Source organism: Polyangium jinanense (assembly GCF_028435265.1).
Classification (GTDB): Bacteria; Myxococcota_A; Polyangia; order Polyangiales; family Polyangiaceae; genus Polyangium; species Polyangium jinanense.
This window is the reverse complement of sequence record NZ_JAGTJK010000002.1, coordinates 750,699-775,467: the sequence shown is the minus strand read 5'-3', so window position 1 is coordinate 775,467 and position 24,769 is coordinate 750,699. Positions and strand designations below refer to the sequence as shown.

18 protein-coding genes are annotated in these 24,769 nt (G+C 68.9%); 7 read left to right on the top strand and 11 right to left on the bottom strand.

Features of this window, described 5'->3' with window-relative positions; genetic code table 11:
- Positions 1 to 15: 15 nt before the first annotated feature.
- Complete coding sequence (locus KEG38_RS55440; protein WP_272418417.1) at positions 16 to 810, top strand: phosphatidylethanolamine N-methyltransferase family domain-containing protein; 795 nt, start codon at positions 16 to 18, stop codon at positions 808 to 810.
- Here the strand turns inward: KEG38_RS55440 and KEG38_RS07600 are convergent.
- Together KEG38_RS07600 and KEG38_RS07595 are read right to left on the bottom strand one after the other, a co-directional pair.
- Positions 800 to 2,170 (bottom strand): NAD(P)/FAD-dependent oxidoreductase, encoded by a 1,371-nt coding sequence (locus KEG38_RS07600; protein WP_272418416.1) that lies wholly within the window; start codon positions 2,168 to 2,170, stop codon positions 800 to 802. The two genes, KEG38_RS55440 and KEG38_RS07600, sit on opposite strands and share 11 nt — an antisense overlap.
- Before the next feature lie 69 nt (positions 2,171 to 2,239).
- Positions 2,240 to 2,899 (bottom strand): hypothetical protein, encoded by a 660-nt coding sequence (locus KEG38_RS07595; protein ID WP_272418414.1) that lies wholly within the window; start codon positions 2,897 to 2,899, stop codon positions 2,240 to 2,242.
- 348 nt (positions 2,900 to 3,247) lie between these two features.
- On the opposite strand from KEG38_RS07595, the gene KEG38_RS07590 reads away from it, so the two are divergent.
- The 3 genes from KEG38_RS07590 to KEG38_RS07580 all read left to right on the top strand — a co-directional run bounded on the left by KEG38_RS07590 (position 3,248) and on the right by KEG38_RS07580 (position 8,647).
- Positions 3,248 to 5,437, top strand: coding sequence for a S9 family peptidase (locus KEG38_RS07590; protein WP_272418413.1), 2,190 nt, complete (start codon positions 3,248 to 3,250; stop codon positions 5,435 to 5,437).
- A gap of 112 nt (positions 5,438 to 5,549) precedes the next feature.
- Positions 5,550 to 7,544, top strand: coding sequence for a TonB-dependent receptor plug domain-containing protein (locus KEG38_RS07585; RefSeq protein WP_272418411.1), 1,995 nt, complete (start codon positions 5,550 to 5,552; stop codon positions 7,542 to 7,544).
- Positions 7,541 to 8,647 carry an HmuY family protein gene (locus KEG38_RS07580; RefSeq protein ID WP_272418410.1) on the top strand — a complete coding sequence of 369 codons (1,107 nt, stop codon included), beginning with the start codon at positions 7,541 to 7,543 and terminating at the stop codon, positions 8,645 to 8,647. Before KEG38_RS07585 ends, KEG38_RS07580 begins: the two co-directional genes overlap by 4 nt.
- A gap of 12 nt (positions 8,648 to 8,659) precedes the next feature.
- On the opposite strand, the gene KEG38_RS07575 is transcribed toward KEG38_RS07580, so the two are convergent.
- Positions 8,660 to 10,564, bottom strand: coding sequence for a serine hydrolase domain-containing protein (locus tag KEG38_RS07575; protein ID WP_272418409.1), 1,905 nt, complete (start codon positions 10,562 to 10,564; stop codon positions 8,660 to 8,662).
- A 96-nt stretch (positions 10,565 to 10,660) separates the two neighbouring features.
- Here KEG38_RS07575 and KEG38_RS07570 point away from each other — a divergent pair, with 96 nt between their 5' ends.
- The gene (locus tag KEG38_RS07570; RefSeq protein ID WP_272418408.1) at positions 10,661 to 12,238 is read left to right on the top strand and encodes a tetratricopeptide repeat protein; all 1,578 of its coding nucleotides are present in this window, start codon (positions 10,661 to 10,663) and stop codon (positions 12,236 to 12,238) included.
- 15 nt (positions 12,239 to 12,253) lie between these two features.
- Here KEG38_RS07570 and KEG38_RS07565 read toward each other — a convergent pair whose 3' ends face one another.
- Together KEG38_RS07565 and KEG38_RS07560 are read right to left on the bottom strand one after the other, a co-directional pair.
- Positions 12,254 to 12,883, bottom strand: coding sequence for a hypothetical protein (locus KEG38_RS07565; RefSeq protein ID WP_272418407.1), 630 nt, complete (start codon positions 12,881 to 12,883; stop codon positions 12,254 to 12,256).
- A 64-nt stretch (positions 12,884 to 12,947) separates the two neighbouring features.
- Positions 12,948 to 13,754 (bottom strand): acetate and sugar kinases/Hsc70/actin family protein, encoded by an 807-nt coding sequence (locus KEG38_RS07560; protein ID WP_272418406.1) that lies wholly within the window; start codon positions 13,752 to 13,754, stop codon positions 12,948 to 12,950.
- Positions 13,755 to 13,824: 70 nt separating this feature from the next.
- On the opposite strand from KEG38_RS07560, the gene KEG38_RS07555 reads away from it, so the two are divergent.
- A complete protein-coding gene (locus KEG38_RS07555) occupies positions 13,825 to 14,355 on the top strand; it encodes a mismatch-specific DNA-glycosylase (protein WP_272418405.1) in 531 nt (176 codons plus the stop codon).
- Positions 14,356 to 14,364: 9 nt separating this feature from the next.
- On the opposite strand, the gene KEG38_RS07550 is transcribed toward KEG38_RS07555, so the two are convergent.
- Positions 14,365 to 17,049 (bottom strand): acetylxylan esterase family protein, encoded by a 2,685-nt coding sequence (locus tag KEG38_RS07550; protein WP_272418403.1) that lies wholly within the window; start codon positions 17,047 to 17,049, stop codon positions 14,365 to 14,367.
- 71 nt (positions 17,050 to 17,120) lie between these two features.
- On the bottom strand, positions 17,121 to 18,785 hold the full coding sequence (locus KEG38_RS07545) for a nitrite/sulfite reductase (protein ID WP_272418402.1): 1,665 nt from the start codon (positions 18,783 to 18,785) through the stop codon (positions 17,121 to 17,123).
- 120 nt (positions 18,786 to 18,905) lie between these two features.
- On the opposite strand from KEG38_RS07545, the gene KEG38_RS07540 reads away from it, so the two are divergent.
- Positions 18,906 to 20,102, top strand: a complete 1,197-nt coding sequence (locus tag KEG38_RS07540) for a trans-sulfuration enzyme family protein (protein ID WP_272418401.1) — start codon at positions 18,906 to 18,908, stop codon at positions 20,100 to 20,102.
- Here the strand turns inward: KEG38_RS07540 and KEG38_RS07535 are convergent, their stop codons facing one another.
- The 4 genes from KEG38_RS07535 to KEG38_RS07520 all read right to left on the bottom strand — a co-directional run bounded on the left by KEG38_RS07535 (position 20,103) and on the right by KEG38_RS07520 (position 24,653).
- On the bottom strand, positions 20,103 to 21,671 hold the full coding sequence (locus KEG38_RS07535; protein WP_272418400.1) for a serine/threonine protein kinase: 1,569 nt from the start codon (positions 21,669 to 21,671) through the stop codon (positions 20,103 to 20,105).
- A gap of 107 nt (positions 21,672 to 21,778) precedes the next feature.
- Entirely contained in the window at positions 21,779 to 23,560 is a 1,782-nt protein-coding gene (locus KEG38_RS07530) for a radical SAM protein (RefSeq protein WP_272418399.1), read from the bottom strand.
- A complete protein-coding gene (locus tag KEG38_RS07525; protein WP_272418398.1) occupies positions 23,557 to 23,925 on the bottom strand; it encodes a hypothetical protein in 369 nt (122 codons plus the stop codon). Before KEG38_RS07525 ends, KEG38_RS07530 begins: the two co-directional genes overlap by 4 nt.
- Before the next feature lie 5 nt (positions 23,926 to 23,930).
- Positions 23,931 to 24,653: a hypothetical protein gene (locus KEG38_RS07520; RefSeq protein ID WP_272418397.1), complete on the bottom strand. Its 723-nt coding sequence runs from the start codon at positions 24,651 to 24,653 to the stop codon at positions 23,931 to 23,933.
- Between the last annotated feature and the right edge of the window lie 116 nt (positions 24,654 to 24,769).

The following is a 24,769-nucleotide window of genomic DNA, read 5'->3' as shown; positions in this document are numbered from 1 at the left end:
ATCACCCCGGAAACCGTGCTCACCTACACCGGCGACGCCACCTACGACCTCGTCCTCTCGATCGCGCTCGGCTTTGCCCTGTTCGTCGCGGTCGCCGCGTGGTTCGTCCCCTCGCCGTATGGACGCTTCGCGAGCCCACGCTTCGGCGTCGCGCTCGATCCACGCCTCGGCTGGTTCCTCATGGAGCTGCCCGCGACGCTCTCGTTCCTGTACTTTTACATTCGCGGCCCGCACCGCGGCGAGCTCGTCCCGCTCGTCTTCCTGGGGATGTGGCTCCTCCATTACGGCAACCGCGGCTTTTATTTCCCGCTCTCGATGCGCGTCCCGAAAGGCCAGCGCTCCTCGTTCGGCCTGCTCGTCGTGGGCACGGGCGTCCTCGTCACCACGATGCACGGCTACCTCCACGCCGACTTCATCTCGCGCCTCGGCCCCCAGTACGGCCCCGAATGGCTCACGGACCCGCGCTTTCTTGTGGGTTTCGTAGTCTATTACATTTCGTTCGGCCTCACCTTGCACTCGGACTCGATCCTCAGGAACCTGCGCACCCGCGCGGAGATCGACAGCGGCGAGCGGATCTACCGCATCCCCCGCGGCGGCCTCTTCCAATGGGTCACGAATCCGAGCTACCTGACCGAGCTCACGGGCTGGGCCGGGTTTGCCCTGTGCACGTGGTCGCTCGCCGGCGTCTTCATCTTCGCCATCAGCGCGGCGAACCTCGTGCCGCGCGCGTTCGCCACGCACGCCTGGTACCGCGAAAAATTCCCCGATTACCCGGTCGAACGGCGCGCCCTGATCCCGTTCATCCTCTGAGAGCGCTCACGGCCTCTTCGTTCACGATCCCCAGCGCGACGAGCCCTTCGAGCCCGACGAGCAGACGTCGATCGCCGAGCGGCGCCGCGGACCGGAGCGCGGCGAGCGCCTCGTGCGCGGCGCGCGGGCTCCGGAGGAAATCGAGCACGGAGGCGAGCGCCTTCGGCGGCACGAGCGCCTCGATCGGCGCGATCGCATGCGGATCGGGCTCGCGTCCGTCCCATCGCAGGGTCACCCGCGGATCCAGGCCGATCGGCGCGGCCTGCCAATCGAACGCCTGGCGCCGCTTCCAGAAGAGCGCCTCGGAAAAACGGGGCTCCATGCCGTAGTATCGGGCGCGTCGATCGAGATGCCCCGCGAGGAACGCCGCCGCATCCGTGGCCGCCTCGGGCAAGGCGTCCGCGCCCTCCGCGAGGGCCCGATCGATGTCCGTCGCCGCCTCGATCGCCGAATGAAACCCCCGCGCCACGCCGTCTCCGGCCAGCGGATCCCCCGCGACGAGCGCGTCCCCGACCGCGCACCAACGCGCGCCCCGACCCGGCACGAGCATCCCCACGTCGGCCCGCACCACGCGTGGCGGCTCGTCGATCGTGCATCCCTCCGCGAGCGCACGCACGTGGTTCGTCCTTTCGAGCGCCGCGCGAAATCGTTCGAGGGGCTCTGCGCGAGGCGCCCCGGCCGTGAGGTCCGCGTCCGTCAGGAGCACGCAGAAGAGCTTCCGGCCGGGCTGCGGCGCGACGTACCACCACCCCTCCTCGGCGGACTCGATCAGCAGCTCGGGCTCCACGTCCCGGCCCTCGGGCGGCGTCATCCGCGCGAGGATCGCGATCGTGCGATCACACGCGACCCAGCGCCGCGCGCTCGATCCCACGGCGCCCGCGGGCGCGCCGCGACCGCTCGCGTCCACGACAAACCTGCACCGAACCTCGACGCCATCGCGCGAACGCACGAAAAATCCCTCGGCGGCCTCCTCGATCGTCGGGACCCCGGTCTCTTCGCGGAGCACGACCCCGCGCTCGGCTGCGGCGCCCGCGAGCATCGCGTCGAAGCGGGCGCGGTCCACGTGAAACCCCTCGCCGAGCGGATGAACGATCGACGGGCGCGCCGTGATCTCCGCCGAGCCCCAGGCCGAACGCACGCCTCGAAAGGGCACGCATGCCTCGGCCCGAAACACTTCGCGGACCCCGAGCGTGGCGAGGTGCGGCTCGATTTCGGGCCCGAATGTCTCGCCCACGCGTGGCCGCCCGAGCCGCCCCCGCTCGAGGACGACGACACTCCGGCCTCGCGCGCCGAGTGCGATCGCAGCGGCGAGCCCGGAAGGCCCGCCGCCGAGCACCACCACGTCGTGGATCTGGGTCACGGGGTCCGGAGGCTACCGCCCTCCAATTTCACCCGTCAATCCGGGATCGGGGGCGGCTTTGTGATGCCCTCAGAAATAAGGCCGGAAATAAACCATCCCGTAAGGCGCGGTCGTGTAGGCGCCGCTGCCGAACGCCTGCGCCTGGGCGCCGCCTTCGACGGCGAGGCCGAGGATGTCGGCGATGCGCACGCGATAACCCACGCGACCCGCGCCGCCGAAGCCGTAGGTCGAATCGACGCCCCAGAGGAACGCGAGCCCGGCCGCGGCGCCGAGGTAAAGGCCGTCCTTGCCGAAGGGCGAAAACTCGATGCGCGGCCCGAGGGTCCCGAAGACCGCCGTCGTGTTCTTCACCCAGCCGCCGAACGGCGGCGGCTCGCAGTTGTTGCACCCCGCTTGCGGCGCGAGCCCCGGATCGAAACTCTGGAAGGGCCCCCCGCGCCCCATGTTCTTCTCGATGGTCGACACCTCGAAGCCAATCGAGAGCCGGTCGGTCACGTTGTAACCCGCGTGCAGGCCGAGCGTCGCGGCCGCGTACGCCGTCGGGATCACCATCGGCACGCGCACCGTCTGGTAGGCCACGCCGCCCGAGATGCCCACGTGGAACAGGCGCGGCTTCGCGGGCACAGGCGGCGGCGCATCCACGGGCGCGTCCTCGGCGGCGCTCGCCGAGACCGTCACGAGGGTTGCGAGGAGCGCGAGCTTCGAGGCGACGAGAAGGGAGATTCGCATGCGGTTACCTGCCTGTGTACCTGCACGGGGCGCTAAAGGGACGCGCATCCTGGCCGTCCCGTGGGATTCGTCCGGACGATCGGCAATGAACGTGCCCGACCATCCACCCCCGGAAAGCCCAGGAGAGCTCCTGACGCCCCGCGCCATTTGCGCGAATTGTGAAACGCCCGTTGCGCAATTCGCGCAACCCGCCCCCGACCCGTTGCGCAATCCGGTCAAACCGTGGCCGACATCACACCCGCTCACGATCCGCCCTCTTCGTCGTCTCCCTCGGGCGTGGTCGCTCGCGTGGAGTTTCCCGCGGCGATGGTATACGTTGCGCGCCACGCTCACCCGGAAAGAACCACGATGTCCGTTACCGAAACCGACGCCCCGAAGGCCCTCGAAGCCGCCGAGGGCACCCTCGCTGTGGAGGAGGTCGCCCGCCACCCGCTGCCGGGCATGGCGATCCCCGATCAGGTGGCTTTTAGCCCCGACGATCGCCTGATCACCTATCTGAAGAGCCCCGAGCGCAGCCTCGTGCGGCAACTCTTCGTCTTCGACCCCCAGACGGGGAAAGAAAACCTCTTCGTCTCGCCGCCCGACGGCGGTACCACCGAGGAGAACGTCTCGCTCGCGGAGGCGCTACGCCGCGAGCGGCTGCGCCAGCGCGAGATCGGCGTCACCACGTACGCCTGGGCGAACCGCGCAAGCCGCGTGCTCGTGCCCATCAAGGGTGATCTCTACGTGCAGGACGGTCCCGGCGCGCCGCTCCGCAAGCTTGTCGCGTCCGGCGGCGCGCCGATCCTCGACCCGCAGCTCTCGCCCGACGGCGCTTTTGTCGCGTTCGTCCGTGACGCGGAGCTTTATGTGGTCGATGCGGCCGGCGGCTCGCCGCGGCAGATCACCTCGGGCGCGCGGGGCACGGGCAAGACGCACGGCCTCGCCGAATACGTGGCGCAGGAGGAGATGTCGCGGCACCACGGGTACTGGTGGTCGCCGGACGGGAAATGGATTGCGTTCGCCGAGGTCGACGAGACGCATATCCCCATTTATCGAATCGTCCACCAGGGCAAGGCCACGACGGGCGTCGAGGCGGAAGAGGACCACCATTACCCCTTCACCGGCAAGGAGAACGCCCGCGTGCGGCTCGGCGTCGTCTCCGTGTCGGGTGGCGAGCCCGTCTGGGTGGATACGAGCTACGGCGAAGAAGTGTATCTCGCCCGCGTCCATTGGCTCGCGGGCGGCCGGCTCGCGGCGGAGCTCCAGAATCGGGTGCAGACCTGGCTCGAGCTCGTGAGCTTCGACCGCGCGACGGGCGCGCGGACGCGCCTCTTGCGCGAGGAGACGAACGTCTGGATCAACCTGCACGACCTCCTCCGCCCGCTCGCGGACGGTGGATTCTTGTGGGCTTCGGAGCGGACGGGGTATCGACACCTTTATCGCTACGACCACGAAGGAACCCTCGTCGCCGAGCTGACGCGCGGGGCGTGGATGGTCGACGACGTCCGCGGCGTCGATGAAAAGGGCGGCTTCGTTTATTTCACGGCCACGGCCGCGGGCCCGCTCGAAAGCCACCTCTATGCCGTGCCTCTCGACGGCGGCGAGATGCGACGCATCACCACCGAGCCTGGCATGCACGTGGTCACCTGCGACCGCGCCTGCCGTCGTTTCGTCGACGTCCATCACGCGAACGATCGCCCGCCCACCGTAAAACTCCGGTCGATCGAGGACGGCGCCGTGCTCGCCACGATCCACGACGAGCCCGATCCTCGCATCACCGCGCTCGGCCTCACGCCGCCCGAGATCGTCTCGTTCCCCTCGCGGGACGGCGAGACTTTGTATGGCGCGCTCTATCGCCCGCCGGCGCATTTCGGCAAGGGCCCCTTCCCGACGATCGTCTACGTATATGGCGGCCCTCACGTGCAGCTCGTGACGAACGGCTGGAACATGACGGTCACGATGCGCCCGCAATGGCTGCGTAGCCTCGGGTATCTCGTGTTCATGGTGGACAACCGCGGCAGCGCGCGGCGCGGGCTCGCGTTCGAGGGTGCGATCAAGCACCGCATGGGCTCGATCGAGGTCGACGATCAGGTCGACGGCGTCCGCTTTCTCGTCTCCCAGGGACTCGCGGATCCGACGCGTGTCGGCGTCTATGGCTGGAGCTACGGCGGATACATGGCCGCGATGTGCCTCGCGCGTGCGCCGGAGACGTTCAAGGTCGCGGTCTCGGGCGCTCCGGTCACGCACTGGGACGGCTACGACACCCATTACACCGAGCGGTACATGGGTATGCCGTCGGAGAACATGCGCGGCTACGAGGACAGCAGCGTGATGCGCCACGTCGATGGCATCCGCGGCAAGCTCATGCTCGTGCACGGCCTCATCGACGAGAATGTTCATTTCCGACACACGGCGCGGCTCATCAATGCCATGATCGCCGCCCGCAAGCCGTACGACCTCCTCCTCTTCCCGGACGAGCGCCACATGCCCCGCCGTCCCCCGGACCGCATCTACATGGAGGAGCTCATCCGCGACTATTTCGTGCGGAACCTCTGAGACAACGCACACAGAACAAGCGGAAGACCGTACGCGGCCGGACGTCTTCCGCTTGTTCTTGACTTCTTCAGCGTTCCCGTCTAGAACTTGAAAGTCACTTTCATCTACGCAGATGAGACTTTCAACCTCGGCCGTCCTGTGTTTCGGGGCCTCGCTGCTGGCTGCGGCGACGGCACACGCCGAGGAGCCTGCGCCGAGCGGCAAGGACAAAGGCGCCGAGGTCGTCGTCACGGGCACACGCATGCCCGAGCAGAGCCAGCGCGCCACGGTGCGCGTCGACGTCGTCACCCGCGAGGAGGCCGAGCGGCGCGGCGCGACGAACGTGGCCGAGGCAATCGCGGGGCAGCCCGGCGTCCAGATCAATCCGTCGGCGTACGGCGACATCGGCAATCCGAGCGCGATCCAGATCCAGGGCCTCGACAAACAACGCGTGCTCGTCCTCGAAGACGGCGAGCGCGTCATCGGCGACGTGGGCGGCGCGATCGATCTCTCACGCATGCCGCTCTCGGACGTCGCCCGCGTCGAGGTCGTCGCCGGGCCGATGAGCTCGCTCTATGGCACGAGCGCGATCGGCGGGGTCGTCAATGTCGTCACAGGACAACCCCTGCACCCGGGATTCAGCGGGCGGGCGCGGCTCGAAGGTCGCAATCGCCGCGGCGTCATCGCCCAGGGCAATGCGGCGTGGCGCGGCGAGCGGGCCTGGGCCACGCTCGACGGCAATTTCTTCCGCACGGACGGGGTCTCGCTCCTCGAAGACGCGGTCGACCTCGCCATGCCCTCGCGCCTGCAGGGAATGGTCGGGCTCCGGGTCGGCGGAAACATCAATACTCGCACGCGCCTGCAAGGCCGCGTGCGCTGGATCCACGACGCATCCGAGGGCCGGCAAAGCCAGGTCGTCCCGGGCCTCGGGACGTACCGGATCGACCTGCCGCAGAGCACGAATCGATTTGCCGTCCATCTCGTCGAGCTCGTCGATCTCGGCCGCGGATCGACCCTGCGCCTCGCGCTCGGGCAACAATGGGCGTTCGACACGACCCAGAAAGACCGATACGAATCGCCGATCGACGAGACCCGCGACCGCGAGGCCTCGCTCTCCAGCCTGGAGGCGACCGGCACCATCGCGGACGGCCGGCGCACCTGGGTCGTGGGCATGCGCGCCGAGGTGGAAAAACTCTCGCAATCGCTCACGCGCGCCGAGCTCATCAGCGGCGCCGTGCAGACGAAAACGATCGAGGAGCTCGTCCCCGTCACGCTGGGCAGCGTCGCGGGGTATGCGCAGCTCGGCTGGAAGCTCTTCGATTCGCTCACCCTGCTCGCCGGCGGCCGCGTGGAGATGCACCTGCGTTATGGCGGCGTCGCCGTGCCGCGGCTCGCGCTCTCGTATCAGCCCTCGCCGAGCGTCACCGTGCGGGCCTCCGTCGGGCGCGGGTTTCGCGCCCCGGCGGCAAAGGAAATCGGGTTCGCCTTCGATCACGGCGCCCTCGGATATCGCGTGCTCGGAAATCCCAATCTCGGCCCCGAAACCTCGTGGGGCACGAGTGGGGACGTGAGTTATCGATCGAAAAACGGCTTTCAGATCCGCGGCAGCGTCTTCGCGAACTGGATCGACGGCCTCATCGACATCGACATCCGGCCCTCGGCGAGCCAGGGCGGCATCGACGATTATACCTACCGCAACATCGGCCGTGCGCGCACGTTCGGCGCGCAGATCGACGGCGCCTTCACCCTCGCGAACGTGCTGCGCGCGGAGGCCGGGTATTCCTATCTCTGGACCCGGGACGACGAGAACGAGCGCCCGCTCGAAGGCCGCCCGCCGCACACCGTGGTCACCGCGATCCGGGCCGACCTGCCGCTGCGGCTCGAGCTCGTGCTCCGGTATCGCATGGTTACCGATGCCTTCCTCGACGAGGGCTTGCGCACGCCCGGCTTCCAGACGATCGACGCGCGGATCGCGCGCCCGATTTTTCGCGGGGTCCGCGCCTATGCCGGGGTGCTCAACGCGCTCGGCGCCCAGAAAGACCCCAGCCGATTGGGCGACCAGCGGCCGGTCCAGGGGCGGACCCTTTACCTTGGCCTCACGGCCGACTTTCCCGCGGAGGAACCATGAAACGATCAGTATTGGCCGCAGCTTTTCCGCTCCTTCTTTGCGCCTGCAGCGAGGAGGTGGGCAAACCCGCGACGACGGGAGAGCCCCCGGGCAACGAGAACGACGCGACGTTCGAAGTGCCCGTCCCCGCCGAGGGGCGTACCTACGTCTCGCTCGCAAAACCCGAGATCGTCGTGCCCGAGGGTGACGCCACGGCCTCGACGGCCTGGGATCTCGCATTCGAGAAACTCGACGTCTTCACGAACAGCGGCGCGTCCGGGTCCGGCGAGGGCGGGGCGTTCGGTCCGCTCGACGCGGTGACGTTCGACGACGGCATCGCGCCGGCGGTCCCCTTCATGACGAAGGACGAATCGGGCGGCGCGTTCCGTGATTTCTGGGCGTACGATCCGAGCGTCCACGTGCTCTGGGTGCGTTATCACGTGTACGGCGTGCGCGACGGCGACAAGCAATGGAAGGTGCAGGTCCTCGGGTATTACGCCGAGCAACAAGGCGCGCCGGTGGCGGCCATTTATCGGGTCCGGTGGGCCGAGGTGACGTCCGCCGGCGTGGGCCCGACGCAGACGCTCGCCGACATCGACGGCACCGCGGGCGGCTCGCAGGCGCCCGAGGACGCGCCCAGCGAATGCCTCGATCTCGGCACGGGCGCGCGGACGAAACACACGCCGGCCGAGGCGCTCACCACGAAGGACTGGCACCTCTGCTTCCGCCGCGCCTCGGTCAGCGTCAATGGCGAGCTCGGCGGGCCGCGCGGCGTGACCGCCGTCGATCTGCACGCGGCCGAGACGAAGGACGAAACGCTCGACATCGTCAAAACGCGCACGGATGATTCCGAGCTCCCGCGGTTCGACGCGGTCGGACATGCGGAGCTGTCCGATCCGAAGCTCGTTTGGCGGGGCGATCGGATCTTCAGCGCGTTGTCGGACTACTGGATCGATCGGGCGGCGGCGACGCCCGCGCCGACGGACGCCACCTGGCTCGTGCAATCGGCCGCGGACGGCGTTTCGCGGTACCTCCTGGTCTTCGACCGCTTCGACGGCGCGACGGCCGACGGGCCGGGCAAGGTGGTCCTGCGCGTCAAGCCGGAGGGCGTTCCGCAGCAATGAGCGGGTGCGCGCCTATTGCGCGCACCGCGCGGCCTCCCCGGGTACCGGGAAAAACCGGGCGCCGTCGATCTTCTCGGCGCCCGCCTTCCGCGTGATCTCCACGGCCACCGGATATCGCTCGCACGAAAGGCGGAAGCCCGCCCGCGTGGCGCCGTCGCCCCCGATCACGTCGCCGATCCGGCACGCCCCGCGAATCTCCTTCAGGCTCGCGAGGGATGCCTTCATGCGACCGAGGTCCACGCTCGCATCGAAGAGCTCCGCCGCCGCGGCGTCGTCCCATCGATTCACGAGCCGGACGAGTTTGTCCCCGCCCGACGCGAGCGCGCTCGGCGGCGGCAGCACGCTGCGGAAATCGAGGAACTGGATCCGCGGCGGCGAGGTCGGCGCGAGCGTGAACGACACGCCGATCCACCCCTTCTCGCATTCGAGCCGGAACGTTCCGCGGAGCGCGTTCTCCGCCTCGAACGTCCCCTCCTCTCGGCAAGCGCCGTGCGCGGCGCGGAGCTTGCCGACATCCGCCGCCCATCTTTCGCGTGGTTTGTCGAGGTAAATCGAATCCGCGAAGATCGCATTCGCCTCCGCATCGCTCCATTTCGCGACGAGCCGGCTCGTGGCCTCCTTCGCCCGCACGAGCGCCTCCGAGGGCACGAACGCGCGCGGCACGAGCGCGCCCGTCTCGTGCAGGCGCCGCAACGCCTCGCGCGCGATCCGCCACATGGGCGCGTACGTGAGGTTCGACATGGCGATCACCCCGACGCCGTGATCCGGCAAGAACTGGATCACCGACCCATACCCGGGCAAACCCCCGGTGTGCGAGACGCCTCGCGAAAATTCGCACGTCTCGAACGTGCCGAGCCCGAACGTATATCCCGTCGCGCGCACGGACGGCGGCTCGTCCCCGAGTCCGGGCGAGGCCCAGAGCCCCGTCGAGCGGCCGATCTCGTGCATCTCGCGCAGCGTGCTTCGCCGGACCGGCCCCGCCTCCCGCTCGTCACGCGGCGGCCACGCCGCGAGGTGATACGCCACGTACTTCGCCATGTCGGCGACCGACGAATAAAGCCCGCCCATGGCCCCGTACGCGCCGTGCGGCAGGTTCACCTCGGGCACGAGCGTATCCCCCTCCTTCCGATATCCGCGCGCGAGATGCTTCTTTTCGACCATCCGCTCGTCGAGGACCGTCCGGTTCATCCCGAGCGGCGAGAGAATCCGCGTACGCAAAGAGTCCGCGTAATCGATTCCCGAGACGTTCGTGATCACGCGCCCGAGGATCGCGAATCCCGTGTTCGAATACTCGAACGTCGATCCGGGCGACGTCGAGAAGGGAAACCCCTCGCGCATCATCTTCGAGAACTCGGCCTCGGAAATGCCGAGCTGCCGATCGCCCCAGGGATTGTCCTCGGGGAACCCGGCGCCGTGCCCGAGGAGCTGCCGGAGCGTGATCGGCGCCGCGTCGCGCGTGGGATACCGGAGGCCGGCAAGCTCGGGGACATATCTCGCGGCCGGATCGTCGAGCGAGAGTTTTCCCTCGTCCCGGAGCTGCAGAATGGTCATCGCCGTGAAGCTCTTCGTCACCGAGGCGATCCGAAACACGGAGTCCTTGTCGACGGGCGCCTTCGTCGCGACGTCAGCCACGCCGAATCCCTTCGCATAAACGAGCTCGCCGTCGATCACGATCCCGACGGCCACGCCGGGCAACCCCCGGCGCGAAACCTCGTCCGCGACATATCGCTCGATCGCGGGGAAGGCCGCGGCGAGCTTCTCTTTCCGCTGCGGATCGAGGAACACGGGCGGCTGCATCGAGGGGCGCGCGAACTGCATGTCGCGGCCCTCGGCCTTCGCGACCTCGGGCGGCTTCGAAGATCCGCAGGCCGATACGAGCAGCGCGGCGAGGGGCAGAATCCGGCGGGCGGGCACCATCGAGCGCGCATCTTCGCCCCGCCGGCGCGTGCGTGCCAACGAAAAAGGGCGGTTCCCGCTTTACGCCGGCGAACGCTCGACGTATCGAAACGTGTCGTGACGATCGACGAGGGGCGCAAAGGTGGAGCACGTGCAGCCTGGGAAGCGCTCGGGCGCCACGCTCCGGCGTCCGCCCGCGACGTGAATCAGGCGCTCGAAGCCGCGCGCCTCGCGTTTCGCCTCGGCGACCTTCGCCTCTTCGATGCATGGATCACGCAGGCGCTCGCGCTCGCGACGGCGGAGGGCCCACGCGCGGCGGCGAAGGTGCACCTCGCCGCGGCGAGCTTCGAGCGCAGCGCGGGGCGGTTTTTGGGCTGCAAACGGCACGTCGAGCGAGTGATCGCGCTGGCGCCCGACGAACCCGCGCTGCGGGAGCGCGCGGGCGTCCTCCTGCATGCGTTCGGCGCGCCAAACGAAACAAGCTTTTCGGAGACATCCCATCCTCGGTCCGCGGAGGCCGAAGCGCTCGTGATGCGCGCCCGGGAGAAGAGCGCGAGCGGCGACCCGCGCGGCGCTGTTCGGGATCTGCTCGCGGCCAAACACATCGCGGACGAGGCGCAGATCTGGGTGATCGATCTGGAGCTCGTCGCGCTCGGCCGGCGGCATTTCGGGTTCCTCGACGTCGAGGCGCTCACGGCGATGGTCCGTGGCCCGGACGAACCCAGCCGCAAAGCCGAAATCGAGCACGCGCGGTATCGGCGGTTTCTGGCCCCCGCCCTCGATCGCGCCGTGCGCCTCGTGAACCGCGCCTGGGACGTGCTCCCGGAGGCCGCGCTCGCGCCACTCGCGTGGGGACTCCGAGACGCATCCTACGAGGAGGAAGGCGGTCTCACGGCTCCACGCGCGCGAAGGCTCCGGCTCCTCGCGCACCTCTTCCCCGAGGCGATGCTCGCGCGGCTCGGCGACCCGCCCACGCGCACGCTGCCGCCGCTCCGCAGCTCGGCGCGGCAACGCGCCAAGATCTTGCAATGGTCGATCCGGAGCCGCACCCCCGCGGACGTGCTCGGCGAATTCGACGCCATTTTGCGAGATCATCCGCGCTCGCATCACCCGCATGCCTACCGGGGCGAATTGCTCCTCTGGCTCGGGCGCGTCGACGAGGCCGAGGAGGATTTCCGTCGTGGCCTCGCCATCCAGCCTCGCGCCCGATGGCTGCACATCGGCATGGGCGCGGTGCACGTCCTCAGGAGCGAATACGCCGCGGCGCTCGCCTGTTTCCAGCGCAGCATCGATTGCGCCCCGGCGCTCGTGGGTCCCACGCTGTACGGGGTTCGTGGCGAGGCGCATCGATTGCGAGGGGATCACTCCGCAGCCGTGGAAGACCTCGCGCGCACGTGCCGCGACACACCCTCCCGCGCGAGCGCCTGGGTGAACCTCTGGCTCGCGGAGGACGACCTCGGCCACACCGATGCACGTGATGCAGCTTGGAAAGAGCTCACGCGTCGCGCGCCGTGGCTCCTCGCGGACGCCGCCGAGGAGGCGCTCGGCCTCGCCTTGCCCGCGGTCGAGGACGAGCGCGAACGCCGCGCCACGCTGGAGCACGCGCTCCGGATGCTGCGTGGCAATCGCTCCTCGTCCTGCGTCACTTATTTCACGCGGGAAGGCGAGCTACGCACGGTCTTCGACGTGGGCTAGCCCGGACGAACTCGCTCAAAACCGCAAGCGCACACCCGCCGATCCCGGCCCGATCAAGAGCTCCGGCACGAGCGCTTCTTTGGGCTTGATCGTATCGTCCCGCTGGAGGAAATCCTCTTTCCACGCGATGCCGGTGACGAGCAGCGCCGTACCGACGACCTGGGTCAAACCGTCGAGCAAGAACACGGTTTTCAGGCCGCTGGGCAAGTCGCGCTTCGCCGCGCCGATGGTGAGGAAAGGCCCCGCGACGGGGATGTACATCATCGCGAATCGTTCGTCCCCCGAAAGCACCGAGGTCGTCGCGCCCATGAGCGAGATCCCGTAGGCCGTCGCGAGCAAGACCGTGCCGGCGATGACGAGCTTCCTGCGGTTTCGATGGACCCGCGTGTATCCGAGCGGGATCGGCTTGCCCTCCTCGTACTCGATGATCTCGGGCTGCGGGTCGACGCTCGGCAAACGATATCCGTACGGCGGAGGAGGATACGGATAGGGATACGGATACGGGGCAGGATAACGCGGATCGGGCGGCGCGGAGCCCGGCTGCGGCTGCGAGGGCGCGCCCTCGGCCCCTGCCACGGAGGAGGCCACGACGAGCGCGAGGCTCGCCGCTGCGACCACGAACGTTCGTTGCCAATTGCGTTTCATCGCCCCATGCCCCTCGATCGTCGTGACATCGTATCGCGCTTCGTTTCGCGCTCGCAAGCAGCGCTCAGGCGGACCGAGCGAGGCGCTCGCCGGCCACGAGGGCCCCGACGGCGCCGCAATACGCGCCGCGTCGAAGAAAACGCGCGGAAAGCCCCGTGAGCCCGAGCGTCTGCGTGAGGACCTCGACGAGCGCCGGGTTCTCCGCGAGCGTGGAGCCGCCGAGCACGACCGTATCCGCGCCGGCAAGCCGCGCGATCCCCGCGCAAACGAGCGCGATGTTCTCGCCGACGAGCCCGACGAGCGCATGCGCGAGGTCGGCCGGCTCCGTCGAGGCGAGCTTCGCGAAATTGGACGCCGTGAGGTGCGGCGGAATGGGCGCCCCTTGCGAATAGATGTCACCGACGAGCAGGTCCACCGACCCGCGCTTGCCGCGCGCCGCGAGCGCCGAAAGCTCGGCGAACGAGGCCGCGCCCACGAGCAACCTTCCGAGCCCGACGAGCGTGCCCCCACCGAGCCCCGTCCCGCCCGCGCGCACGGCCGAGTCGCCGTCGACGACGAGCACCGACGTGCCCGTGCCCGCCGAGACGAGCAAGTGCCGCGCGGGCAAGGCCAGGCCCTCCTCGGCGGCGAGGGCCGCGGCGCCGAGCGACCAGGCCTCGAACTCGGAGACGCCCTCCACGGCCGCGCCGAGGGCGCTCGCGCCGCCGCCCGTCACCACGATGCTTCGGGGAGCGAGCTCGGCGATACGCGCGCGGATGGCGTCGAGGTCGCGCGAGGGCCATCGCTCGGTGTGAAGCTCGCCTTGGCGAAACGCGATCTTCGTGAGGGTCGCGCCGAGGTCGAGGCCGAGGACGGGAGGAGCAGACGGCATGGTGGCCGCACGATATCACGGTTCCCGTGGACAAACCCTGCGAGGGGACTAAGATCGGGCATTTCTCGCCATGCCCTCGCGAACGTTTGCCACCCCCGACATCCTCGCTCCGGACCTCGACGCCTTGTTCATCGGGATCAACCCGGGGCTCCTCTCGGCGCAGAAGGGGCACAACTTCGCCAATCCGGCGAACGCGTTCTGGAAATTGCTCCACGAGAGCGGCCTCGTCCCCGTGCGCCTCGCCCCCGAGGACGAGATGCGCCTGCTCGATCACGGCCTCGGGCTGACGAACCTGGTCGCCCGCGCGACACGCGGCGTGATGGACCTTGGGCGCGAGGACTACGACGCGGGCAGGCGCGCGCTCACCACGAAGATCCGGAAGTTCAGGCCCCGCATGGTGGTCTTCGTGGGCATCACGGTTTGTCGGAGTTATTTGAACAAGAAGGCCTCGGAGCCCATCCCCTGCGGCGAGCAGCCAGAGGAGGTCTGCGGGGCCCGGGTCTTCGTGGTCCCGAACCCCAGCGGGCGCAATGCGCATTTTTCGTATGCGGAGATGCTCGAGCACTACCGGGTCGTGGCCCGCGCGCTCGAACGCGCTTAGCGGGCCTTGCTACGGCGCGAGGCAGGGCATGTCACCACACGGATCGATGATTTTGCCGGTCGAGCGCAGGAACTCGGAGATCTGAAGACGCGCGCCGGGCTGCACGCGCGGAACGCCGTGGGGATCGACGCCGTCGCGCAGCGGCTTGTTCTCGACGGGCGGCGGCGGCGTGCCCTTGTTCTGCATCGCATCGAACGGCCCCGTATCCCAGACGAAGACCGCCGAGCCGAAGTGCGGATAACTCGCGATCGGCTCGATGCCGAAATAAGGCGTCGTGTCGATCGAGCGGCCCGGATTCACGACGGGTACGTGGATCCCCGCGCCGATGGTGCGGGCCTCGACGTCGGCCGACCATTGCGTGACCTGATGATCGGCGAACGCGTTTTGCATGAGCACCGCGTGCGTCGGCGTCTTCGGGAGCGGATCATTGCCGACGTGCCAGGCATACCCGTTCGTCTCGCCGCGATCCCAGAGCATTTGCACGGACGAGAAGACGAAACGCCGGTCGAACTCGTTCGTGTAGGCCTGGTCGAAGAAGACGCGGAGCTGATCGAAGCCCGTGGCGCGGTCGAGAAGGAGGCTGTAGTTCATGCCCGTGACGCCGAGCACGCCACGGCGGATGTCCTGCGAGATCGCGACGAGCGCACCGCCGAGGATGCCGCCCTGGCTGATGCCGTAATAAAAGACGTCGCTCGTGTCGATGAGCGGCTGGTTCTGCGGGCCGCCCCGGAACGCCGGATCCGAGATGAAGCCCTGCGGGTGGATCATGAGCCGCGCGAGGAAGAGGTTGTTCAAGAGGCCCTGCTGGAGCCGGTCGGCGAGCGTGTTCATCCTGCCAAACTCGGTGACGAGGCGGAGGATGTTCTCGTTGTCGCCCGAGGACATGCCGATGAAGTCCGTCGCGCAGAACACGAAATTGTACGTGTTCGAGAGCTCGCCGGTCGCGGCTCCGCCGTTCACCTGGCTCGCCGATCCCTGCTGGCCGTGGCCATACAGCGCCGCGCGGCCGGGCACGACGGGTGAGGTCGCGTCGTTCCCGTCCGGGAGGGCCGCGCGCGGGATGTTGCAGATGAAGTTCGCCTGGAGCGTGCCACTGCCGTCGAACTGATCCGGGAGGCCGTCGTCCGGCGCATTGTAATTGAAGGACGCACCCGCGACGCCGTTCGCCTGGTTCAGGTAATTCGGGACGGTGAACGTGCCGATGATGCGGCGCGAGCGGTTCGCGTCGGGGTTCTGGAGGACCTGCGTGATCGTGAACGTGGGCGCCGCATTGCCGAGTTTTTCGAAGGCGTCGTCGCGGATGTGGAGCATGCGGCCGGCGAGGCTGTTCGCGCTGGCAACCGTAAAATCCCAGGCGAGGTAGAGCTCCTTGCGCTCGACGCCCGCGCCCGCGAGGACGTCGAAGATCTTCTCCATCGAATCACGCCGGGCCTCGATCGCCGGCACGTTCGAGGGGATCGCGTCGCGGTAGACCTGGAACGCGTCCGAGGCTTCGAGGATCTGCCCGGCGCTGTCCTTCAAGTTGCGCAGCGCCACGACGTACCGGTGTCCTTCGCGGAAATTCATGCCGGCGCGGATGATGAGGGCGCGCGTGGCGTCGCTCGTCGCATACGAATCGAGCTCGCCCCAGACGAGATGGCGTTCGAGGGTCTCGGCGTCGATCACCACGAGCGGCGAATCGGCTTCGAGTGAGCGCTCCATGTGCGTGATCGGACCGATTCCGGTCATGCCGAGGTCGAGGCCCGGCACGTACGTGAGCAGCATCTGGCCCGGGGAAAAACCATCGGCGCGGTTCCAGTCCGTCGGATCCATTCCGATCCCGCCGGGGCTCACGATCGTGCCCGCCGGTGCATTCACCGCCGGGGAGAGGTCGACCTCGGCATTGACGGGCATCGAAAGCGGGTGGAGCGCGACGCGGCGGCCCGTGCTCGTCGTGGGGTCGGCCACGGTGAAATGGTCGTTCGGCCAGGGGAAGAGGCAATGGGCGGTGTCCAGGAAATCGCAGCGATCCGCGTTCGTCACGTCGATCGTGCTGGGATCCACGTTGAAGACCGGCGGGTCGTCGGTGCATTTAACGAGGACGCCCTTCACGTCGGCGCCGTCCACGGTCCCCTTTCCCGCCTCGATGGCGCACGTCTGCGCGGGATTCGTGGGCTGCGCGGAGACGGTGACGTCGTACGTCTCGCCGTCGGCCTGGGGCGTCGCGAACTGGAAGGCGCCGTCCATCGTGACGGAGAGGTCGTCCTTGCCATTGTTCTGGAGGACGAGGCCCGTTCCTTTGAGGCCCGAGACCTCGCCGCCAATCCAGCGCGGATCCGCCGGGAGCCTCACGCATTCGACGGAGACGCCGGTCACGTCGGCGCTTGCCACGACGCCCTTGCCCCCCTTGACGGTACAGCTCTGCGCGGGATCCGCGGGCTGCACGGCCACCGTGACCTCGTAGCTGTCGCCGCCTTCGAGGGCGGGCTTGAAGGTGAATTCGCCGTTCGCCTCGATGGCGAGATTCGAGAAGAGATCCCCGGGGAGGGCGACCTCGAGGACGAGGCCCTTCCCTTCGAGGCCCGATACGGTGCCTCCGAGGCTGTATTCGTTGGGCGCCGCGGGCGGCGGCGTCACGGGCGCGGGGTCCGAGCCGCACCCGGCCGCGCCGAGGGTGGCGAGCACGAGCGCGTAGGCAAGACGAGTTCGACGCATGGAAAGATCCTCCAGTGGCCGCGACGGTATCACGGAGGACCGGCCGGCCGATACGAGGCCGGCGCGCGTGTTCAGATCACGTCGGTCGCCGCCGCGAATCCGATCCTCCCGATCTCGCTCGCGCCCTTGCGCGCCACGAATTCGCGGAAGCTCTCGCCCTCGGCCCGCTCGGTCACGTAATGCCTCGCGATCGCGGCGATCACCTTGGGCGTCTCCTCCTCGGGCACGCGGCCGTCGAGGCGGTCGCCGATCTTCGCGTCCGGGCCGCAGCCGCCGCCGACGCGCAGCGAATAATGCGGGCGCTCGACGCCGTCTTTGCCCTTCACCATGAGCCCCGTCATGCCGATGTCGGCCACGTGGTGCTGGCCGCACGAGTTCGGGCAGCCCGAGATCTTGATGTCGAAGGCGCCGATCTTCTGCACGAGATCGTCGGCCTCGGCGCGGTTTCCGCTCTCCGAGAGGTGCTCGCGCACGCGGGCGCCGACGCCCATGCTCTTCGTGATCGCGAGCGAGCAATAATCGGCGCCGGGACAGGCCACGATGTCCGTGATGTGCCCGGCGTCGGGCTCGGCGAGGCCGATCTGCGAGAGCGCGCGGTGCAAGCCCACGAGGTGACCCTCGGGAACGAAGCGCATCACGAAGTTCTGCGTGTTCGTGGTGCGAACCTCGCCGTTGCCAAACTCGCGCGACAGCGCCGCGAGCCTGCGCATCTGCTCGGCCGTGATGTCGCCGAGCGGGAGTTTGATCGTGACGACTCGGTAGCCGGCCTGGGTCTGCGCCAGCGTGTTCGTCCTCTTCCAGCGCGCGAAGGCTGCGTCGCCGATCGCGTCGCCGCCCGGGGCCGGCGGAGGCGCCTCCTCGTTCGTGTATTCGCCGAGGTATCGATCGAGGTCCGCCTCGATCTTCGCGCCCTCTTCGGCCTTGATCTTCGCGAGCTCGTCGTCGAGCCGCTTCAAGAACTCGGCCTCGCCGAGCTTGCGCAGGAGGAACTTGATGCGCGCCTTCTTGCGGTTCTTGCGCTCGCCGTCGCGCCAGAAAACACGAATCACCGCGTCGCACGCGGCGAGCACGTCCCGCTCCGGCACGAAGTCACGCCAGAGGTGCGCGATCTCCGGCGTCGATCCGAGTCCGCCTGCGACGTACACGGCAAAGCCCCGCCCCGCGTCGGTGACGCGCGCGAGCAGGCCGAGGTCGTTGATCATGATCTGCGCGTGGTCGCGAACGCTGCCGGACAGGCCGATCTTGAACTTGCGCGGAAGCTTGCGGTTGTGCGGGTGGAACAGGAAGTATTGCGTGATCGCATGGGCGTGCGGCGTCACGTCGAAGACTTCGTCCGGGGCGACGCCCGCGAGGTGCGACGCGGTCACGTTGCGCACCGTGTCGGCGCAGGCGCCCACCGTGGTCACGTCCGCCTTCGCGAGAACACGCTGCAGCTCCACCGTCTCCTCGATCTCCAGGTGGTGGAGCTGGATGTCTTGACGCGTCGTGACGTGCGCGAGCCCGAGCGCCCAGCGCTCCGTCACCTCCGCGACCACCTCGAGCTGCGCCGCCGTCATGCGCCCGCCCGGGACCTTGATGCGCTGCATGTGCTTCACGTGCGCGAGCTGCGCGTACACGCCCATCCCGAGGCGAAGCGGGCGAAACTGGTCCGGTGTGATCTCCCCCCGCTTGAACCGCTGAATGTTCTCCGCGTACTCGTCGAGCGCGGTCTGCATACGTGACGCTGCGTCAGACATGGCAGCCAACTTTATCCCTCACTTTTCCGACGCGTCAAGTGTGACAATCTTTCGAGGCCGGAGACCTCGGAAGGATGCTGGGGCCTTCGCGCCCGCTTCCAATTCCGCTAGGACGGTTCCGTGAAGACCGCCCTCCCGACCAGCACGGACTCCGTTCACGCAGGGGAACGCGTCGATCGCCCGCACCACACGCTCGCGCCTTCGATCGCGCTCACCGCGACGTACACGTTCGACGACTCGGACGACCTCGAACGGTTCATGCGCGGCGAGGATCCGGACCCCGGGCGGCTCGACTACGGGCGCTACGGAAACCCGACCGTACGCGAGGTCGAGGCGCGCATCGCCGCGCTCGACGGGACCGAGGACGCGCTGCTCTTCCCGAGCGGCATGGCCGCGCTGACGACGACGATCCTCTCGTTCGTGAAGGCCGGCGACGACGTGGTGCTCTTCCGCGACACGTACCGCAGGACGCGTCAGTTCGTGGTGAAGATGCTGTCGCGGCTCGGCGTGTCGCACACGCTGCTCGAGCCCGGAGACCTCGACGGGCTCGCGGCGGCGATCGGACCGAAGACGCGGCTCGTCATCACCGAGATGCCGACGAACCCGTACCTGCGCTGCGTCGACGTGGAGAGGCTCGCGGACATCTGCAAGAAGACGCGGGCGAAGACGCTCGTGGACGCGACGTTCGCCACGCCCGTCAATGCGATGTTCTCGGCCGTGGGCATCGACCTCGTGGTGCACAGCGCGACGAAGTACCTCGGCGGGCACAACGACGTGCTCGGCGGGAGCGTGTCGGGGCCGTCGTCGCTGCTCTCGCTCGTGCACGAGGCGCGCGACGTGCTCGGCGCCGTGTCCGATCCACACGCGGCGATGCTCATCGGGCGTGGCATCAAGACGCTGTCCTTGCGCGTATCCCGGCAAAACCAGACGGCGCTCGCGGTCGCGCGCGGCCTGGAAGCGCACCCGGCCGTGGAGCGCGTGTATTACCCGATGCTCGAATCCCACCCGGATCACGCGATCGCCAAGAAGCACCTCGCGGGCGGCGGCGGCGTCGTGTCGTTCGTGGTGCGCGGCGGCAAGGACGGGGCGCGGCGCGTGGTGGACGCGTGCAAGCTCGCGCGGATCGCGCCGAGCCTCGGCGGCGTGGAGACGCTCATCGAGCAGCCCGCGATCATGAGTTATTCGGAGCTCGGGCCCGAGGAGCTCGTGGCGGTCGGGATCGCGCCGGGGCTCGTGCGGCTCGCCGTAGGAATCGAGGAGACCGAGGACGTGGTCGCGGATCTCTTGCAGGCCCTCGACGCGGCCGCGGGCGCTTGATCAGCGGTTGAAGGGCTTCAAGGCGAAACGGGCGCGGTCGAGGGCATCCATGCCCGACCGGTCCGTGAGCCAGCATTGCGAATAACCGCCGCGGATCTCGGGCAGTTCGTCCCGGCCCGCGAGCTGTTTGCCCACGAATGCGAGGATGTCGCGGGCCTCGCTCGGCGAGAGCGTGATGCCGAGCGAGGCGCGGACGACGACCACGATCGTGCTGCTCGGCCAGCGCCCGATCGTCGATTTCTCCGGACCGAGCGCGCGAGCGAGATGGACGAGCTCGCCGATCGTGCGCTCGAGCCCCCAGCCGGCGAAGGGCGGCCGCGCGCGAGGCCCCTCCAGCTTCGACGGCTCCTGCACCTGGAACACGAGCACCGAGAAAGGAATGCCCGTGCTCGCGCTGAATTGGTACTCGGCCTCGAGGGCCTCCGTGAGCCCTGGCTGGTCGAGCACGCCCTTCACCTCGCTCCGCAAGGTCGGCTCGTACGTCACGGGGGCGTCGCTGAACCGGGACCGCGGCTTCGTGCTGCCCGGCGCGGGCGCGCTCGGGGGCGGCGTCGGGTCGTCACGCAGCCGGTCGCGCGACGGGCGCGGCGCGGGAATGGCCATGGGCGGGCGCTGGGAGATGCGCCGCGCCGCCTGCGAGGGCGGAGGCAGCTCGGAGAGCGGCAGGAGGGGCCCGGACGGCGGCACGGACATCGGGACGCGGAAGAGCTCGGCGAGCAGGCCGATCGCCGTGCTCGCCCGCTCGGGCCGCTCCTTGGGCTCGCGCGCCCCGACCTTGCGGAACCACTCGTCGAATCCCGCCGGGAGCTGCACGCCGCGCCTCGACGCGCGTGTCGTGGGCGGCTCCGGCAGCTCGCCGGCGATGATCTTGCCGAAGAGCGCATAAACGGACGGAAGCTGCAAGAGCTCCGGCCTCCAGTATGCCTCGCCGACGAGCAGTGTATAAGCAACGTGGGCGAGCGAATAAATATCGGCGGATGCCCGGATCCCGCCATCGCCGTGAATTTGTTCCGGCGCCATGTAGAGAGGCGTACCGACGACGGCGGTGGTGTGCGCGAGGGTCGATGCGACGGCGACCTTGGCCACGCCGAAGTCGAGGATCTTCACGCAGGGCCGGCCGTCGTCGCGCGTCGTGACGAAGAGATTTTCCGGCTTGAGATCGCGGTGGACGATGTTCGCGGCGTGCGTCTTGTCGAGGGCGAGCGCGACCTGGGAGAGGTAGAGCACGGCCTCGGGCTCGGGCAATGGGCCGCGGCGCTTCACCATGCCGCCGAGCTCCTCGCCGACGAGCAGCTCCATCACGAGAAACGGCAGTTGCGTCGAGCTGTCCACGCCCGCGTCGAGCACCTGCACGAGGTGCTCGCTCTCGATGCCGCCGGTGACCGTGGCCTCCTGCGCGAAGCGGCCGCGCATCACCGAATTCTCCAGCACGGCCGGGTGCATGACCTTCAGCGCGCGCTTGCGGTTCGTCGGCTCGTCGTGGACCTCGAACACCGCGCCCATACCGCCCGCCTTGATGCTGCGGACGACGCGGTAACGGTCGTGGAACAAGGCGCCTGTGACGAGCATGGAGGAGACCGGCTCGCGCATCCTAGACCAAACGCGCGGCTCGTTGAAAGGGGTTCTGGCAAACAGGACCGGTCCGTCCGGCCACTTGCACGCGATCTAGCGCAGTTTTACGTCGCTTCCACGAGCTCTCGCAACGAGACGGGCTCGAGCTCGGCGAGGCCGTGGATCTCGGCATAACTGCGCAGGATCTCGCCCGGGCAGGCGGAGGCGAGCACGCAGCGGGTCTCGTGAGGACAGGAGATCGCGGAAGCATGGAAGGCCGCGTGTTCTGCCTCGCCGGCGCGATGACGGAAGCGCGGGTCGCGGTACTCGGTGCCCGGAAGCGGAGGCCGCTCGGCGGGCGCGTCGAGCCAGGTCCGCGGCGGCGCGCCGTCTTCGCGCATCCGCCGAAAAACCACGCAAGGGACGACGCCCTGCACGTTCATGCGCACGCCGCGCGCGAGCGCCCGGGACATCACTTCAGCCACGTCGGTCATGCGCGGCGCGGACGAAAAGTACCGATCGGCGCGCGATTCGAAGCTCGGGTACGGCATGTGCGGGTAGAAGGACAAACCTCGCGCGGCGGCGAATCGCGCGACGCCTTCGAGTTCGCCGAGGCCCTCGCGCGTGGCAACGCAGAGGATCCACACGGATTCGGGCGAGACGCGGGCGAGGAGGTTGCCTATGGCGCGGGTGACCTCCGCATGCGCGCCCTTGCGGCCGACGATCCGGTCGTGCGCCTCGGGTGATACCGAATAAAGCGGCACGTGGAAGCGTGTTTCCTCGGGGAGCGCGGCGACGACGTCGTCGCAGAAGGCCGGGTCGGCGAGGCGCGTGCACGGGGAGAAGACGTGCGCGGTCTGGTAGCCGAGGTCCTTGGCGCGGCGGAGGACGTCGAGGATCCGCGAATGCGCGAGCGGATCGTATCCATTGATGCGGACTTTGCGCACGCCGCGGCGGCGGTTCGATTCGAGGTCGGCGTAGAGCCGGGCGAGCACGCGATCCCCGCCGTCCTCGGGCGGGGCCGTCTCCTTGATCGAGCAGAACGCGCAGGATTGCCCGCAATCGGCGTCGATCGCGAGGTTCAAGACCTCGCCGTCGGCCGAGGGCTCGACCGCCTCGGATGCCGACGGCAAGAGAAGCGCCGGGGCGACGTCCGAGAGGATGTCCGGAAAAACGACATCGAGTCCCTCGTGATCGCGCAATTGCAGGACGAACGCGACGAGCGCGCGGAGCTCGTCCGCGCCGGGAGGATCGGCGGCGCCGAGCGAGAGGTGCTTGATCGAAAAATGCGCTGTCGTGGCGAATGCGGGCTTGTTGTCGTCGCGGCGCCCGACGAGGACGAGGAGCCTGCGCGCGTCCGATTCCCGGCGGAAATCCAGCACGAGCTCGAGGCCTCCTTCGTGCGATTTTTGCAGGTACGAGCTCGGATAGACGTCGACCAGGGAAAACCCCGCCGCGGCGGGCGCGCCTTCGACGATCTCCGGCGAGAGCAGGGCGCGCAGGCCGTCGCGGCCGAAGATCAGGCGTCCTCGTTCGCGGGAGCGGCCGAGGACCTCGGCGATCGTTTTTCCCGGGCTCCGTTCGAGCAGCGCGTCGATCGAGGCCGCGACGGCCATCACGAGCCGCGAGACCTCCTCGCGCCGCTCGGGCGTGCGCTCGGCGATCGCGCCGCGATACCGCACGGCCGCGTGCGTGAGCCGCCGGAACACGGGGCCGGGCGCGCCGAGCGGCAGGACCGTGACCTCGACCCAGTCCGCGCTGCCCTTCGCCTCGAACCGCGCCGTGAGCCGGTCTTCGCCTTCGAGCAGGATCGCCTTGCAGGAAAATCCCCCGAGCCTGAGCGGCACGAGGGCCATCTCCATCCCCGACGCCTCGGGCCGCGCGAGCGCCGTTTCGTTGGTGCTCAAACGGATCCCCCGCCGGCCTGGTCCCAGGCCTTCACCCAGGCCACGAAACGATCGATCGTGGCGCGGTCGCGGGCATAAATGCGTGATTGCTCGTGATCGGGCACGTCCTCGGAGAAATACACGATATCGTACCGGGACGAACGGCGATACGCGGGCTCGGCCGGATCCGTGGGCGTGACGATGAACGAGAGGGTTCGTCCCTCCATTTCGAGCTCGACAACGGGCACGGTGCGGCGAAACGTGCGGAGGCGGGCGCCCTTGTTTCGCCAGCCCTCCGGATTCGGAAAGGCGGGGCCGCCGAAATCACGCGTGAAGGCCGCGGAGAGGGCAAAGGCGAGGCGCTCGATCACGTCGGGTTCGGTCATGTCGTTCATCCGGAGGCGCGCATGTCGCGCTCGAGGTCCTGGGTCGCCTTGCTGAAGGCCTCCGGATCGAGCTGCCGCAAGGCGAGGAGCGCGGCGACGCGGTGCAGGCGCGCCTCCGCGAGGTCCGATCGGACGAGCGCCTCGCGCGCCGATTGCGCCTGGCTCGCGCGGATCCGCGCGGTCGCGCGGCCGAGCGAGAAGGCGCCGAGCAAAAGGAGAAGCGCGCCGACGCCGAGGAGCAGCGACACGAAGAGCGCGCCCTCCGGGGCGAACAGGGCCCGAAACCCTGCAATGGCGGCGAGGACGACGATCCCCACGAGCGCGACGACAGCGCCGATCGCGCCGAGCCGATCCATCCACGCCGCCCGCGCGTGCTGCCGCAGGGCGATCCCGCGGTGCAGATCGGCCTCGCGATCGAGCCGGATCGCGAGATCCGCGAGCGGGTCCTCACCCGAGACCGTGGGCAGATCCGCCTGCGCGAGGATCTCCGAGACCTGGAACGCCGTCGGATCTTCGAGCGCACGCAGGGCCGTCCCCGCGCCGCTCTTCACCGCCTGCGCCGCCCGGTCCGCGGCGGGCGCGACGCGACCTTCGATCGCCGCGCCCACGTCGCGCGCGAGCGTCTTCGCGCGTTCCTTGATCCGCGGCGCTTTCGCCTCGGCGTCTTCGCCTTCGACCTCGGCCACCTTGCCCCAGCCCCCGCGCTCGGCTCTCGTCGTCTCTTCCATGGCTCGCGCTCGCTGCCCCACGATCGGGGCGGAAACGATACAGAAACGTCGTTCGAGTGCCAAGCGCCGCCGTTCGCCGAAGGCGAACCGCCTTGCGACGAAGGGCCCGACTTCGA

What these genes read in the sequence shown, in the direction of transcription:
- KEG38_RS07545 (WP_272418402.1), bottom strand. Translation starts at nt 18,785, where the DNA reads ATGTCTGACGCAGCGTCACGTATGCAGACCGCGCTCGACGAGTACGCG.
- KEG38_RS07565 (WP_272418407.1), bottom strand. Translation starts at nt 12,883, where the DNA reads ATGAAACGCAATTGGCAACGAACGTTCGTGGTCGCAGCGGCGAGCCTC.
- KEG38_RS07595 (WP_272418414.1), bottom strand. Translation starts at nt 2,899, where the DNA reads ATGCGAATCTCCCTTCTCGTCGCCTCGAAGCTCGCGCTCCTCGCAACC.
- KEG38_RS07525 (WP_272418398.1), bottom strand. Translation starts at nt 23,925, where the DNA reads ATGACCGAACCCGACGTGATCGAGCGCCTCGCCTTTGCCCTCTCCGCG.
- KEG38_RS07580 (WP_272418410.1), top strand. Translation starts at nt 7,541, where the DNA reads ATGAAACGATCAGTATTGGCCGCAGCTTTTCCGCTCCTTCTTTGCGCC.
- KEG38_RS07555 (WP_272418405.1), top strand. Translation starts at nt 13,825, where the DNA reads ATGCCCTCGCGAACGTTTGCCACCCCCGACATCCTCGCTCCGGACCTC.
- KEG38_RS07590 (WP_272418413.1), top strand. Translation starts at nt 3,248, where the DNA reads ATGTCCGTTACCGAAACCGACGCCCCGAAGGCCCTCGAAGCCGCCGAG.
- KEG38_RS07550 (WP_272418403.1), bottom strand. Translation starts at nt 17,049, where the DNA reads ATGCGTCGAACTCGTCTTGCCTACGCGCTCGTGCTCGCCACCCTCGGC.
- KEG38_RS07575 (WP_272418409.1), bottom strand. Translation starts at nt 10,564, where the DNA reads ATGGTGCCCGCCCGCCGGATTCTGCCCCTCGCCGCGCTGCTCGTATCG.
- KEG38_RS07560 (WP_272418406.1), bottom strand. Translation starts at nt 13,754, where the DNA reads ATGCCGTCTGCTCCTCCCGTCCTCGGCCTCGACCTCGGCGCGACCCTC.
- KEG38_RS07585 (WP_272418411.1), top strand. Translation starts at nt 5,550, where the DNA reads ATGAGACTTTCAACCTCGGCCGTCCTGTGTTTCGGGGCCTCGCTGCTG.
- KEG38_RS07535 (WP_272418400.1), bottom strand. Translation starts at nt 21,671, where the DNA reads ATGCTCGTCACAGGCGCCTTGTTCCACGACCGTTACCGCGTCGTCCGC.
- KEG38_RS07520 (WP_272418397.1), bottom strand. Translation starts at nt 24,653, where the DNA reads ATGGAAGAGACGACGAGAGCCGAGCGCGGGGGCTGGGGCAAGGTGGCC.